Origin of the sequence: Ensifer aridi, from assembly GCF_002078505.1 — a bacterium.
Lineage (GTDB): Bacteria > Pseudomonadota > Alphaproteobacteria > Rhizobiales > Rhizobiaceae > Sinorhizobium > Sinorhizobium aridi.
In genome coordinates, this window is the sequence record NZ_LUAV01000010.1 from 23,610 (window position 1) to 37,082 (window position 13,473).

13 protein-coding genes are annotated in these 13,473 nt (G+C 61.7%); 4 read left to right on the forward strand and 9 right to left on the reverse strand.

The features are described from left to right. Nucleotides 1-20 precede the first annotated feature (20 nt). The 4 genes from AYK65_RS08575 to AYK65_RS08590 form a co-directional block, all read right to left on the reverse strand. Nucleotides 21-1,301, reverse strand: coding sequence for a cytochrome b (locus tag AYK65_RS08575; RefSeq protein ID WP_026613958.1), 1,281 nt, complete (start codon nt 1,299-1,301; stop codon nt 21-23). Nucleotides 1,302-1,315: 14 nt separating this feature from the next. Next, nucleotides 1,316-1,894: a ubiquinol-cytochrome c reductase iron-sulfur subunit gene (petA, locus tag AYK65_RS08580; RefSeq protein WP_026613957.1), complete on the reverse strand. Its 579-nt coding sequence runs from the start codon at nt 1,892-1,894 to the stop codon at nt 1,316-1,318. Between the two features lie 322 nt (nt 1,895-2,216). Further along, nucleotides 2,217-4,139 (reverse strand): ABC transporter ATP-binding protein, encoded by a 1,923-nt coding sequence (locus AYK65_RS08585; RefSeq protein WP_081158178.1) that lies wholly within the window; start codon nt 4,137-4,139, stop codon nt 2,217-2,219. Between the two features lie 42 nt (nt 4,140-4,181). Next, a complete protein-coding gene (locus AYK65_RS08590; RefSeq protein ID WP_026613955.1) occupies nt 4,182-6,035 on the reverse strand; it encodes an ABC transporter ATP-binding protein in 1,854 nt (617 codons plus the stop codon). A 473-nt stretch (nt 6,036-6,508) separates the two neighbouring features. On the opposite strand from AYK65_RS08590, the gene AYK65_RS08595 reads away from it, so the two are divergent. Further along, entirely contained in the window at nt 6,509-6,976 is a 468-nt protein-coding gene (locus AYK65_RS08595; RefSeq protein WP_026613954.1) for a tRNA (cytidine(34)-2'-O)-methyltransferase, read from the forward strand. 50 nt (nt 6,977-7,026) lie between these two features. On the opposite strand, the gene AYK65_RS08600 is transcribed toward AYK65_RS08595, so the two are convergent. Further along, nucleotides 7,027-7,599 carry an NADPH-dependent FMN reductase gene (locus AYK65_RS08600; protein WP_026613953.1) on the reverse strand — a complete coding sequence of 191 codons (573 nt, stop codon included), beginning with the start codon at nt 7,597-7,599 and terminating at the stop codon, nt 7,027-7,029. Between the two features lie 78 nt (nt 7,600-7,677). On the opposite strand from AYK65_RS08600, the gene soxR reads away from it, so the two are divergent. Then, nucleotides 7,678-8,163 carry a redox-sensitive transcriptional activator SoxR gene (gene soxR / locus AYK65_RS08605; protein WP_026613952.1) on the forward strand — a complete coding sequence of 162 codons (486 nt, stop codon included), beginning with the start codon at nt 7,678-7,680 and terminating at the stop codon, nt 8,161-8,163. 2 nt (nt 8,164-8,165) lie between these two features. On the opposite strand, the gene AYK65_RS08610 is transcribed toward soxR, so the two are convergent. Both AYK65_RS08610 and AYK65_RS08615 read right to left on the reverse strand, forming a co-directional pair. After that, nucleotides 8,166-9,344 (reverse strand): MFS transporter, encoded by a 1,179-nt coding sequence (locus AYK65_RS08610; protein WP_081158179.1) that lies wholly within the window; start codon nt 9,342-9,344, stop codon nt 8,166-8,168. A 162-nt stretch (nt 9,345-9,506) separates the two neighbouring features. Next, complete coding sequence (locus AYK65_RS08615) at nt 9,507-9,767, reverse strand: hypothetical protein (RefSeq protein ID WP_026613950.1); 261 nt, start codon at nt 9,765-9,767, stop codon at nt 9,507-9,509. Between the two features lie 242 nt (nt 9,768-10,009). Between AYK65_RS08615 and hemF the strand changes: the two genes are divergently transcribed. Further along, nucleotides 10,010-10,921, forward strand: coding sequence for an oxygen-dependent coproporphyrinogen oxidase (gene hemF, locus AYK65_RS08620; protein WP_026613949.1), 912 nt, complete (start codon nt 10,010-10,012; stop codon nt 10,919-10,921). A gap of 87 nt (nt 10,922-11,008) precedes the next feature. Continuing rightward, complete coding sequence (locus tag AYK65_RS08625) at nt 11,009-11,287, forward strand: BON domain-containing protein (RefSeq protein ID WP_026613948.1); 279 nt, start codon at nt 11,009-11,011, stop codon at nt 11,285-11,287. Between the two features lie 110 nt (nt 11,288-11,397). On the opposite strand, the gene AYK65_RS08630 is transcribed toward AYK65_RS08625, so the two are convergent. Continuing rightward, a complete protein-coding gene (locus AYK65_RS08630) occupies nt 11,398-12,015 on the reverse strand; it encodes an ABC-type transport auxiliary lipoprotein family protein (protein ID WP_046120887.1) in 618 nt (205 codons plus the stop codon). Nucleotides 12,016-12,096: 81 nt separating this feature from the next. After that, nucleotides 12,097-13,467, reverse strand: a complete 1,371-nt coding sequence (locus AYK65_RS08635) for an MlaD family protein (protein WP_046120886.1) — start codon at nt 13,465-13,467, stop codon at nt 12,097-12,099. Nucleotides 13,468-13,473: the final 6 nt, after the last annotated feature.

Sequence of the window (13,473 nt, forward strand, 5' to 3'; positions counted from 1 at the left end):
CTTATCAATCGCTGTTCCGGTCAGGCTTGCGCGGTCGTCGGTTGCGCCTTCGCATTCTGCTTTTCCAGCACCGCTTCGGTGATGGAGTTCGGAATGCGCTTCGGCGTTTCGATCAGGCCGAGAACGGGCATGATCACGAGGAAGAAGCCGAAGTAGTAGAGCGTACCGAGCTGCGAGAGCACGACATAGACGCCTTCCGCCGGGCGGGAGCCGAGCCAGCCGAGCATGATGGCATTGGCAACGAAGATCCAGAAGAAGAGCTTGTACCACGGACGATACACGGCCGAGCGGACCTTCGAGGTGTCGAGCCAAGGCAGGAAGAACAGGATGATGATCGAGCCGAACATCACCAGAACGCCGCCGAGCTTGGAGTCGATCGGGCCGATGTTGAAGGTGATGGCGCGCAGCATCGCGTAGAACGGCAGATAGTACCATTCCGGAACGATGTGAGCGGGCGTCTTCAGCGGGTCGGCGGGGATATAGTTGTCCGGATGGCCGAGATAATTCGGCATGTAGAAGACGAACCAGGCGTAGACGATAAGGAAGACGGAAACGCCGAGCGCATCCTTGAGCGTCGCATAGGGCGTAAAGGCAACGGTGTCGGTTTTCGACTTCACTTCGACGCCCGTCGGATTGGTCTGGCCGGTAACGTGCAGCGCCCAGATGTGCAGCACGACGACGCCGGCAATCATGAAGGGCAGCAGGTAGTGCAGCGAGAAGAAGCGGTTCAGCGTCGGCTGATCGACGGCGAAGCCGCCGAGCAGGAACTGCTGGATCCACTCGCCCACCAGCGGGAAGGCCGAGAAGAAGCCGGTGATAACGGTCGCACCCCAGAAGGACATCTGGCCCCAAGGCAGAACGTAGCCCATGAAGCCTGTCGCCATCATCAGGAGGTAGATGACAACGCCAAGAATCCAGAGGATTTCACGCGGCGCCTTGTAAGAGCCGTAATAGAGGCCGCGGGCGATGTGCAGATAGACAGCGATGAAGAAGAAAGACGCGCCGTTGGCGTGCAGGTAGCGCAGCAGCCAGCCGTGATTCACGTCGCGCATGATCTTTTCGACCGAATTGAACGCAATGGTCGCTTCTGCCGCGTAGTGCATCGCCAGCACGATACCGGTCAGGATCTGCACGATCAGCATCACCGACAGCATGGCGCCGAAGGTGTAGGCGTAGTTCAGGTTGCGCGGCACCGGGTAGGAGACGAAGGAGTCGTGAATGAGCCGCGGCAGCGGAAGACGGGAATCAACCCACTTCTCGATGCCCGTCGTCGGCGTGTAGGTTGAATGATCAGCACTCATTATCAGTAGTCCCCTCAACCGATCTTGATAACTGTGTCGGAAACGAACGTGAAGGTCGGCACGGGGAGGTTCTCCGGCGCCGGGCCCTTGCGGATGCGGCCGGCCGTGTCGTAGTGCGAGCCGTGGCAGGGACAGAACCAGCCACCGAAATCACCGGCCTGGCCGAGCGGCACGCAACCGAGATGGGTGCAAGAGCCGATCATCACGATCCAGTTTTCTTTACCCTGGCCGGCGGAGCGATCGAGGTCGGTCGCCTCGGCATCGGGCGCGAGATTGGCATTGCGCGCGACCGGATCCTTCAGTTCCTCGAGCGGCACGGCTTTCGCATCCTCGACTTCCTTGTCGGTGCGGTTGCGGATGAAGACCGGCTTGCCGCGCCACTTCGCCGTCAGCGACATGCCGGGCTGCAAGCTCGAAACGTCGACCTCGATCGATGCGAGCGCGAGCGTCGAAGCGTCCGGGCGCATCTGGTCGATGAACGGCCAAGCCGCCGCGCCGGCGCCGACGACGCCGGCCATGCCAGTGGCCAGGTACAAAAAGTCGCGGCGAGTGGGCTCGCCCAGGGTCTCGCTTGAAGTCTCGTGTTCGCTCACGGCCAAAACATCCTCTCACGCAATAGTGCGGAAACCGCATCCGCCCCCGGCGCGTCTCCTGCCCTTCCGAGCCACGGAAGCACGCCCTGTCAGCACGCTGGCATCCCACCCGGCCTGTCGAGCAAGCCTCGGATCGGATGTCAGAATCCGGAGAATTCTGCACGCAGATTCCCCATCAATCCGGCGCGTTCTATGCTTGATCGCAAATTATGTCCAGCCTTGACAAGGGGTGGCGGGCAGATTGTCGCGGGGGAAAGGCGCGGCCAATTGGCACAAGGGGTTGAGGCGATCGCGGGGCCCGTCCGCAGGGCTGCCCGGCGCTCTATTCCGCTGCCTCTTCCCGCGCGATGAAGCCGCCCGACTGACGGGACCAAAGGTCGGCGTAAAGACCGCCACGCGCGATCAGTTCGGCATGGGTGTCGTCCTCGACGATGCGCCCTCTATCCATGACCACAAGCCGGTCGAGCGCGGCGATCGTCGAGAGCCGGTGGGCGATGGCGAGCACGGTCTTTCCCTGCATCAGGCGTTCGAGGTTCGATTGGATCGCTGCCTCGACCTCCGAGTCGAGCGCCGAGGTCGCTTCGTCGAGAACGAGGATCGGTGCGTCCTTGAGCATGACGCGGGCGATCGCGATCCTCTGGCGCTGGCCGCCGGAGAGCTTGACGCCACGTTCGCCGACATGCGCGTCGAAACCCCTGCGGCCGCGCTGGTCCTGCAGATCGACGATGAAGTCATAGGCTTCCGCCCTGCGCGCCGCTTCGATCAATTGCTCCTCGCTCGCGCCCGGCCGGCCAAAGAGGATATTGTCGCGGATCGAGCGGTGCAGAAGCGACGTATCCTGGCTCACCATGCCGATCTGGGCCCTCAGCGATTCCTGCCGGACCGCCGCGATATCCTGCCCGTCGATGAGGATGCGCCCGCCTTCGAGATCATAGAAGCGCAGCAGCAGATTGACGAGGGTCGACTTGCCGGCACCCGAGCGGCCGACGACGCCAACCTTCTCGCCGGGGCGGATCGTCAGCGAAAAATCGTCGATGACCCCGCCGCCCCTGCCGTAGTGAAACGTCACATGCTCGAAACGGATCTCCGGCCGGTTGACTTTGAGATCGCGCGCGCCCGGCTGGTCGACGAGCCCGATCGGCTGTGACACGAGTTCCGCCGAATTCTGGATCGTGCCGATATTGCGCATGATCGAGTTGAACTGCGTCATCATGCGGCCGAGCAGCATGTTGAGACGCAGCACCAGCGCCAATGTGAAGGCCACTGCGCCGGAACTGACGGAACCCGCGAGCCACAGATGAACCGAGTAGACGGCGATCGCCGTGATCATCAGGCCGGAGAGCAGCGCCAGCGACGCGCGCACGGCCGTCAGCAGACGCGTGAAGGGGATGACCGCCCCTTGGAACCGGTCGAAGCCGGCTCGGATATAGCGGTCGTTCTCCTCGTCGCTGCCAAAGAGCTTGAGCGTCTGGATGTTCGCATAGGCATCGACCATGCGCCCGTTGAGCATCGATGCCATCTCCGCCGTTTCGCGGGCGTGCTTGCGCACGCGCGGAACGAAATACCGGGCAAGCGAAAGGAAGACCACGATCCAAAACGCCACCATCGCCGCCAGCCGCCAATCGAGCTGCGCAATCAGCGCCATTGTTGAGGCCGTGTAGATGACGATGAACCAGACGACCTGCAGCAGCGAGACGATGAGGTCGCTCGTCGCCTGAGCGCCGGTCCACACCTTGGTAACGATGCGCCCGGAAAAATCGTTCTGGAAGAAGGTCACCGACTGCCGCGCGACGTGTACATAGGCCTGCCAGCGGACGAGGTTGAGGAATCCGGTGATGATGGACTGCTCCTCGACGAGGGCTGCGATCGAAACGGCAACGAAGCGGAAGACGAGCACAGTCAGCAGCATGAAGAGCAGCTCCGGCCCGTTCGCCGAGATCAGCCCGCTCCAACCGTCCTGCGGCTGCACCGTGTCGAGGATATCGACCAGCCGCCCGACGAAATAGAAGAGCCCGGCCTCTAGCATCGCCACCAGGCCGCCGAGAACCGCCATGGCGAAGAACGGGCCTTTCGCCTGGCTCGCATAGAACCAGGCGAAGCCCCAGAGGGATCGCGGCGGCTGCAGCCGTTCGCGTGGCGCGAAGGGTTTTACCCAGTTCTCGAAAATCCTGACGATGGCGCTGAGCATTGTTCCGATATAGGCGGTTCTGAAAAGGCGGCAATCGGTTTCCGCTGCCGCGCTCATTACAAATGGGTAAGGTCTGCCGAGAAGCGTCGAGGCGGCGGATTACTCCGCCGCCTCCTCTTTTTCGACATCGTCGGCGATGAAGCCGCCGGACTGGCGCGACCAAAGATCGGCATAAAGCCCGCCCTTGGCGACGAGTTCGATATGGGACCCCGTCTCGACGATCCGGCCCGCTTCGAGGATGACCAACCGATCCATCTCGGTCAGCGTCGACAGCCGGTGGGCAATCGCGATCACGGTCTTGCCGGACATCAATGCGAAAAGGTTCTCCTGGATCGCCGCCTCCACCTCGGAATCGAGTGCCGAGGTGGCTTCGTCGAGGACCAGGATCGGCGCGTCCTTCAGGAAGACTCGGGCGATCGCGATCCGCTGGCGCTGGCCGCCGGAAAGTTTCACCCCGCGCTCCCCCACCTGCGCGTCGAGCCCTCGCCGGCCCAGATTGTCTTCGAGCGCCTGGATGAAATCCCAGGCATTCGCCTTCTTCGCCGCGGCGATTATTTCCGCATCGCTTGTTTCCGGATGTCCATAGGCGATGTTATCGCGAATGGAGCGATGCAGCAGCGAGGTGTCTTGCGTGACGACGCCGATCTGCGATCGCAGGCTGTCCTGCGTCACCGTCGCGATATCCACGCCGTCGATGCGGATCACACCCTGTTCCAGGTCGTAGAAGCGCAACAGCAGGTTCATCAATGTCGTCTTGCCTGCGCCGGAGCGGCCGACGAGGCCGATCTTCTCGCCGGGGCGGATATCGAGCGACAGCCGATCGATGACACCTTTCGCCTTACCGTAGTGAAAGCGGACGTTCTCGAAGCTGATCGCGCCTTTCTCTGCCTTGAGCGCCGCCGCGTTCGGTCGGTCGACGATGTCGTGCGCCTTGGTCATCATGCCCATGCCGTCATAGACCGTGCCGATATTTTCAAACAGCGCCGAGACTTCCCACATGATCCATTGCGACATGCCGTTGATGCGCATGGCGAGGCCGATCGCGACAGCGACCGCTCCGACCGACATCGCACTCGTCAGCCACAGGTAGATCCCGAGAGCGCCGACGGCGAAGAGAGCCAAGCAGTTGTTCGTGTACACGAATATGTGGAACAACGTGACCTTGCGCATCTGCCGGTAGACGGTGTCCAGGAACTCTTCCATGCCGGCGCGCGCATAGGTCTCTTCGCGCCCCGCATGGGAGAACAGCTTCACCGTGCCGATATTGGTGTAGCTGTCGACGATCCGCCCGGTCATCATCGAGCGCGCGTCCGCCTGCTCTTTGGAGATCTTCTGCAGTCGCGGCACGAAATAGGTGACTATAGCGATGTAGATAACCAGCCAGATCGCGAGTGGAGCTACCAGACGCCAGTCGGCCGTCGCCACGACGATCAGCATGGTCGCGAAATAGCTCACGACATAGACGAAGACGTCGAGGATTTTCATCACCGTTTCGCGTACCGCAAGCGACGTCTGCATGACTTTCGTGGCCACGCGTCCAGCGAACTCGTTGGCGAAGAAGGTCATGCTCTGGCGCAACAGGTAGCGGTGCATCTGCCACCGCGCGATCATCGGATAGTTGCCGAGCAGCACCTGGTGCATCACGAACGAATCGAGCGCAACCAGGCCCGGCAGACCGATGAGAATCAATGCGCCCATCCAGGCGAGCCTGCCGCCTTCTGCCGCGAGGAAGGTCTCGCGGTCCGCATTCGACAGCCAATCGACGACATTTCCGAGGAATTGGAAAAGCGCCACCTCGCCGACCGCGATCAGCATCGTGCAGATGGACATGATCAAAAGCCACGGCGCAGCCGGCTTCGAATAGTGCCAGCAAAAGGCAAAGAGCCCCTTCGGCGGAAGCGTCGGCTCTTCCATCGGATAAGGGTTGAGGCGGGATTCAAACCAGCCGAACATTGTCTAGCTCCTTCAGATATTTTGAAGGAAGGCGGGTCTCCCCGCATTCTTGATCTTTGAAGAAATGCAAATCCGGAATGGCGCCCACAATGGCACTATACACTCCGGAGAACCGGAGCACGCGTCATTCGATCGACAGAAGGAAAAAGCGCGGAACCGGTCAGCCCAGGAAAGGCCACTTTACCCCAGAGAGGCGCGTGAACATCAAAACAGTCATGCATGCCTCCTTCGGTTCGCGTTGAAGAGGACTGACCTTTACCCTCATTCGCGCCGCTACGCCAGATTGTCGCAGGGATTTTCATGCCTATTTTTTCGTCGGCCTCCAGCCTGTTGCCGATACGGCACAAATTAGCGGGCGCAAAACCAGCAAGTCCGAATGAACCATGCCGCAAATCACACGATGGATCGCAGAGCGGATCGGTGTCATAGGAGCTTTCATGTTTCCGCCTGCCGCCAATCCCGGACTTCTCTGAATGACCACGAAAGATCTGCGCATCGCCCTCTACCAGCCCGATATTCCAGGCAATACCGGAACGATCCTCAGGCTTGCCGCCTGCCTCGGACTGCCCGTCGATATCATCGAGCCCGCCGGCTTCGATCTTTCGGACCGCAATCTCAAGCGCTCCGGCATGGACTATATCGCGGCCGTAACGCTCACCCGGCATCTCAACTGGGAGCGTTTCGAAGCATGGCGGGCGGACACTGGCCGGCGCCTCGTGCTCGCCTCCACCAAGGCAGCCGAACCCTACACACGCTTCCGCTTTCGGCCGGACGACATTCTCCTGTTTGGCAGGGAAAGCGCCGGCGTTCCCGATCATGTGCATGAGCGTGCCGACGGACGCATCCTCATTCCGATGGCGCCCGGCCAACGTTCTCTCAACATCGCCATGGCGACCGCGATGATCGCTGGCGAGGCGCTGCGGCAAATCGACGGGTTCTGAGCCGGGCCCGGAAGATGTGACGTCTCGCCCCGCTGCCGTGGCCCTGCCCGTCATGCCGCGATCTCGTTGTAAGGCGTCGTCTTGCGGGCATATTTCAGCGTGCGCGCCCACCAGATCAGCCGATCCATCATGAGGAACAGCGGCGCGCGCATCTCCTCGGGTTTGTACAGATTGCCTGCTGCATCGAACTTCGACCACGCCTTGGGTATGGCGATGCCGTCACGCAAGGTGACCGCGTGCAATTCCCCGAAAACCTGGCGCAACTGCTCGACCGCCCGAATGCCGCCGGATACACCGCCATAGGAAACGAAGGCGACCGGTTTGGCGTGCCAAGGCTCGTAGACCGCATCGATCATTTCCTTCAGCGCCGCCGGATAACCATGATTGTATTCAGGCGTGATGACAATGAAGGCGTCCGCCTCGGCCACCTTCCGCTCCATCCATTCGGCTGGATCCTGGGTCTTCTCGCCCCGGGAGCTTCTCAATCGCATGGGATCGATGATCGTCAGGCTGAAGATGTCGGAAGTCGAAAGCTCTCTGATCAGCCAACTGGCGACCGTATCGCAGAAACGGCCCTGCCGCGCACTGCCATAGATCAAGGCGAGGGTCATCTTCTCTGTCATGCCGTTTCAGCTCCGTGTTGTTGGTTACAGGGAGCTCATGCTATAGAACCTCAAGTATAGTTGAGGTCAATAGCATCCGTGAAAAAAGACAAAGGCAGTGATTTCACGCGCGAGCTGACGGTCGGCGAAGTCGCGGAGCGCAGCGGCGTCGCAGTGTCCACACTTCATTTTTACGAATCCAAAGGGCTTATCCGCAGCTACCGCAGCCGCGGCAACCAGCGGCGTTATCCGCGGGCGATCTTGAGACGCGTGGCGGTCATCAAGGTGGCCCAGCGCACCGGCATTCCGCTGGCAGAGATCCAAGCCGCCCTATCGGTGCTCCCCGACGACCGTCCGCTGACGGTGGAAGACTGGGGGCGGCTGTCGAATGTCTGGCGGCAGCAACTCGACGAGCGCATCGCCAAGCTCACGGCCTTGCGCGATCAGTTGACCGGCTGCATCGGCTGCGGGTGCCTCTCGATGCGCGACTGCCCCTTGCGCAACCCCGATGACGTTCTTGCCACCGAGGGCGTGGGCCCCCGCCTCATCGATCCGATGGATGGGGTGGAGCACGAAGCGAACTAGGCTCACGGAGCATGCCGCATGCGGGCAAGCAGAATCATGCTCGCGAGAGCACCGAGCGAAAAGAACAGCGCAACCGAAAGCGCCCAGCCATTTCCCGCTTCACCGAGGACGAAGGAGAAGAACGGCGGAGCTGCCGCGAAGGCGAGGTTGAGCGGCAGCCCGAGACGCGCCATGACCGCCGCATATTGCGCCGGCGAGAAGAAGACGAGCGGCATCGTCGCGCGGCTGACGGACATGGCACCGCTCGAAAGCCCGTAAAGCACGAGGAACAGAACAATCGACCACGTTGCGCCGGCACCAAGAATTAGAACGACGAGCGCGAGCGGCATGATCGCCGCTGCGACGAGACCGGTCGTCACCCCATCCCAGCGGTTACCGCCGAGAAAGTCGAAGAGGCGCGCCGAAAGCTGGATGAAGCCGATCGCCGAGCCGAAGCCGACGGCGAGATAGTTCGGCACCGCGAAGCTGCGGAAGAGATCGATCACGACGAGTTGAAATCCCCACGTAACGAAGCCGTTGAGCGCCACCGCTGCGGTTATCAGCGCAACGATGTACCAATGGCGGCCGGCTGCCGCTGGCTCAGCTTTCCCGGTAGCGCTGAGCGGAAAGGTCTTAGCCGCCGGTTGGCTTCGCGGCAGCGCGAGAAAATGCAAGGGCGCGCAGACAAAAAGCATAACTGCACCGTACAGCGCGAAGGTACCCCGCCAGCCGAGCGCCCCCTCGCAGAAGACGGTGACGGGCCAAGAAATGCTGGGCGCCAGGGCCATAGCGAGCATCTGCGCAGCGATCGCGCGGCGCGCGCCCGCCCCGGCGATCTCGGTCAGAAAGACATGGGCCGACGTCGTCAGCGTGGCGGCACCCGCCATGCCGAGAACGACCCAGGCCGCGAAATAGGAGGGCGGGCCATCGGCGAGTGCGAGCAGCCACAGCCCGGGCGCGGCAAGTGCCGAACCAAGAGAGAGCACGCGCCGAGCACCAATGTGCGCATAGAGTGATGCCAGCGGCGGTGAACAAAGCGCCATCCCCACCAGCATGACGGTCGGCCCCAGATAGATGCTGGAAGGCTTCATCCCCAAATCACCGGCCATGCCATCCGCCGTCACCGACACGAACATGAACATCGTTGCCCAGGCAATGATTTGCGTGGCGGACAGGATGACGACCGAGCGGAAGACGGGCATGGAGCGAAGCCGGCTGGGGTGCACGCAGGAATGGTGCGAAGTTGGATGGCACCAACCGGTTTAGCGTCTCCGCGTGACTTTGGCCACGCGGCTAACGATCGCAAAAGGAATTTTTTGCCCCGCGCGTCGGGCGTGCGGCTCTACGAAGTGACAGCGGTCCGATCAGTCCGCGCTCGGCAGTCGGCGCATTGTGAACTCGATCTCCCCGCCCTCGAGCTGACGCCAGCTTTCCACCTCGGTCCAGTAGGCGGCCTTTGGCCAGGTCTCGAACCATTCGCGCGCTTTGGCACGGGCGGCGTTGCGTTCAAGCCGAAACGTCTCACGCACGAAAAGTTTGTCGCTTCGCGTGGAATGTTCCCGGCGGTGCCGGGCGATCTGGCGCCGCAAGCCATCGAGCGGCGGTCCTGGGGGTATCTTCGCCATGGGCTATACCTCTGGCCAAAAGATAGGATGAGCGTGGCGCTATTGCCAGCCCTTTGCCATCAACGCCTTACGCCTCTATCGATCGGATTTGACGCTCCAGACCACTCTTACGCCTGAGCCTTGCGCTAGACTGTTGCTGACACCGTGCCACGTTGCCATCCGCTCAAAAATATGAACTGTGGCGACACGAACGAATCTCCGGCTTTCCGACATGGAAATCCGCGAACGGAACCTGAATTCTCATGGAACGACCGCAATTGCCGCAGGGCCTGCCGGCCGATATAGAAGACAAAAAGGCTGCCGCGAAGGCGTGGTTCGAAAGCCTGCGCGACGCGATCTGCGCAGCCTTCGAGACGATCGAGGACGACCTGACGGGCCCGCTCTCCGATCGCCCACCAGGCCGTTTCGTCGCCAAGGATTGGCTGCGCGACGAAGGCGCCGGCGGCGGCGGGCGCATGTCGATGATGGAGGGCCGCGTGTTCGAGAAGGTCGGCGTCCATACGTCGACGGTCTTCGGCGAATTTTCGCCCGAGTTCCGAAACCAGATCCCGGGCGCGAGCGAAGATCCGCGTTTCTGGGCTTCGGGTATTTCGCTGATCGCTCACCCGGTCAATCCGAATGTGCCCGCCGTGCATATGAACACACGCATGGTCGTGACCACGAGCAATTGGTTCGGCGGCGGAGCCGACCTGACGCCCGTTCTTGACCGCCGGCGCGTCATGACCGATCCGGACACCGTGATATTCCACCGGGCGATGGAGATCGCCTGCAATCGACACGCGGTCGCCGATCATGCGAAATTCAAAGAATGGTGCGACGAGTATTTCTTCCTGAAACATAGGAACGAGCCGCGCGGCACCGGGGGGATCTTCTACGACTGGCTGCATTCTTCCGAGGAGCTCGGTGGCTGGGATGCGGACTTCGCGTTCACCCGCGACGTCGGCAAGGCCTTTGCGCTCGTCTATCCAAAGATCGTTCGGAGCAACTTCGACACAGCTTGGACCGAAGAGGACCGCGACGAGCAACTGGTGCGCCGCGGCCGCTATGTCGAGTTCAACCTGCTCTACGACCGCGGCACGATCTTCGGCCTCAAGACCGGCGGCAACGTCGAATCGATCCTCTCGTCCCTGCCCCCGCTCGTACGCTGGCCCTGATCCGGGCCGGGTGACGCTCGCCGGCTGAGCCAAGCGAACAAATTCCCCGCGGCCGGCGTTACCTTCCGCAAAGAGAAGGAACGCCGCATGATTTTCAAGAAACGGACATTCTTCGGCGAGGAGCCGGAGAGAGTATCTGCGGAGCATCCGGCCGAACTCGAGCGTCGCGTCGCGCACTGGCTTGCGGTGTCCCCGGGCCTCGATGCCATCGACGTCACGGTCACCTGCACCGGCGATACCGTCCTGTTGGGCGGCACGGTCGCGACCGAAGAGGAAATTGTCCGCGCCGAGGAGGCGGCAAAGGCCGTCGAAGGCGTTGCCGAGGTAATCAACCGCATCGGGATTTCAAAAGCCGGCACAGGCTGAGCGCCGCTTCACAAGCTCTCGAACCTGCCTCGGCCCTGCCTGTCGCCTGCCGGCCGGCAGATGAGGGCCAAAGAGTTTTCGACCGCCGAAGTGCCAGAGCTTCGTCCACGTCAGATCGACGCCAGCGTCCAGCCGACGATATCCGCCGCCACTTGCGCGAATGCCGCATCGAGGGCGGTGACGAAGGCGGGATTTCCGGCCTCCCGCACCGGAGCGACCGCGCGGAACGCCTTTTGCGTCAGAACCGTTCCGTTACGGTCATTCAGGATCTTCGCGAAAATCTCGACGATGGCCGTAGGCGCCCCATCGGTGGAGATTTCGAAAGCACGGATCTCTGTGATGAGCTGATAATCAATGGCGAGCCCCTGGCCCGGCCTGCCCACGCCTGCGACCCTGCCCGTGTTGTCAAAGGTCTGGACGAGTCTATCCTGCACCATACGCGGCAGGCTGTCGCCCCATTGGGCTCTGGCGAGATACTGCAGTTCCGATTTCGACAGGCGAACGACGATCTGGTCGCTCGCAAGCGTCTTCAGTGCCGTCGGTTCCGGCACGAGAATCTGGCGCTTCGTCGCCGCTGGACGCTCCACGACGGGCACCGTCGCCAGGCTGAACGTATCATTGACTGCCTGGCGCGTGCCGCAGCCCGCCAGCATCATCGCCAATGTAAGAATTACCGCAGACCGGGCCGCCCCCGCACCACGAAAAGCTACCAGACCCGGAAAACCCATACGCAAAATATCCCCAATCAACGCGGCGCCGCCCGGCTCCCCGCCCCCCACGCAACCAACCCGCGATCGACGATCAGCGAATCACCGACGCGTGCGTCCATCATATTGCTTAACAGTCTCGCCGCCGAATAGGAGACGCTGCGGATTTCTGTCGAAATTGGAAATCGTATTCTGGAGGCTTTGCACTGTGCGCCGCGTGTCGCTGACGAGCGTCTCCACGTCCCGCAGCCCCGAATTCGAAAAGCGCCTCAGGTTCTCCGCAATGGGGCCGAGCTGGGCATTGAGATTGTCGGCCATCTTCCGGAAGGACTCCAACGTTGCGCGCGCTTCTGCCGAAAGCGACGGAGCATTCGCATCGCCGAGGAACCCGTCGATTTTCACCAGAATGCCGTCGACGCGGTTCGAGGCCGCATTCAGCTTGTTCGACATCTGCGTGAAATCGGTGATCGTCTGGTCGATGTCTTCCTGCCGCGCCGAGATCTTCTCGGCGAAGTTGGATATCTGCGCCACGGTTTTGCGGGCATCCGCGCTTGCGGCGGAGATGTCGTTGACGACGAGCTCGACCTTCTGCCTGTCGACGGAGGCGACCAGCGAGTCGACGCGCTTCAGCGTCTCCTGCGCATTCTTGCCGAACTGGTCGTAGGTTTCGACCGTTCGCCTGAATGCCGTTACCGTTTCCGAGACGCCGCCCGACGCCGCCTTCAGGTCCTTGCTCAACTGCTCGACATTGCCGACGATCGTCTCGACTTTCTTCGGATCGACCGACTTGATGAGCGTATCGGCGCTCGCAAGCGTCGTGTCGAGCTTCTTCGACGCGGCGTTGATCGATCCTGAAAGCTCCTCGACGCTTTTCAGGAATTCATCAATCGCCCCGGAATTGTCGGCGAGCGCCTTAGAAAAGCGCTGCGCATTGCCGATCGTAGACGTCAGCGGGGCGCGGACATCAGTCACGAAGCCCTGGATGTCGGTGATCGCCGTGTTCGCACGGTCGAGAATCTGGTCGGCGGTCGCAAGCAGGCTGGTGACGCTCGACTGATCGGCGAGAATATGCGCCTGCGTCCCTTTTTCCAACGCCGTCTTGAGAATGTTCTCGTCACCCTTGCGCCCGCCGCTGAGCTCGATATAGGCAGCACCGGTCAGGCCCTGTACTTCCAACGTCGCCCTGGTGGACTTCAGTACGGGTGCGTCGGCCGAAACCTCCGTGATCGCTATGGAGTAACGCGGATCGTTGGCATCGATTGCGAGATTGCGGACGCTACCGACATTGATGCCGTTGAAGCGCACCGGCGAACCGACCGACAAACCGTTGGCAGACCCCGGAATGTTGACGATGAGTTCGACCATCTGGCCGCTGCGGCCGTACTGCGCCATCCAGTAGACAAAACCGAAGGCGGCGGCGATGACGAACACCGTGAAAAAGCCGACAATGGCATAGTTTGCTTTAGTTTCCATCGGCTC

Excerpts from the sequence above, each read along its gene's own strand:
- AYK65_RS08575 (WP_026613958.1), bottom strand. The coding sequence starts at position 1,301 with ATGAGTGCTGATCATTCAACCTACACGCCGACGACGGGCATCGAGAAG.
- AYK65_RS08585 (WP_081158178.1), bottom strand. The coding sequence starts at position 4,139 with ATGAGCGCGGCAGCGGAAACCGATTGCCGCCTTTTCAGAACCGCCTAT.
- AYK65_RS08590 (WP_026613955.1), bottom strand. The coding sequence starts at position 6,035 with ATGTTCGGCTGGTTTGAATCCCGCCTCAACCCTTATCCGATGGAAGAG.
- AYK65_RS08595 (WP_026613954.1), top strand. The coding sequence starts at position 6,509 with ATGACCACGAAAGATCTGCGCATCGCCCTCTACCAGCCCGATATTCCA.
- AYK65_RS08600 (WP_026613953.1), bottom strand. The coding sequence starts at position 7,599 with ATGACAGAGAAGATGACCCTCGCCTTGATCTATGGCAGTGCGCGGCAG.
- AYK65_RS08610 (WP_081158179.1), bottom strand. The coding sequence starts at position 9,344 with ATGCCCGTCTTCCGCTCGGTCGTCATCCTGTCCGCCACGCAAATCATT.
- AYK65_RS08615 (WP_026613950.1), bottom strand. The coding sequence starts at position 9,767 with ATGGCGAAGATACCCCCAGGACCGCCGCTCGATGGCTTGCGGCGCCAG.
- hemF (WP_026613949.1), top strand. The coding sequence starts at position 10,010 with ATGGAACGACCGCAATTGCCGCAGGGCCTGCCGGCCGATATAGAAGAC.
- AYK65_RS08625 (WP_026613948.1), top strand. The coding sequence starts at position 11,009 with ATGATTTTCAAGAAACGGACATTCTTCGGCGAGGAGCCGGAGAGAGTA.
- AYK65_RS08630 (WP_046120887.1), bottom strand. The coding sequence starts at position 12,015 with ATGGGTTTTCCGGGTCTGGTAGCTTTTCGTGGTGCGGGGGCGGCCCGG.
- AYK65_RS08635 (WP_046120886.1), bottom strand. The coding sequence starts at position 13,467 with ATGGAAACTAAAGCAAACTATGCCATTGTCGGCTTTTTCACGGTGTTC.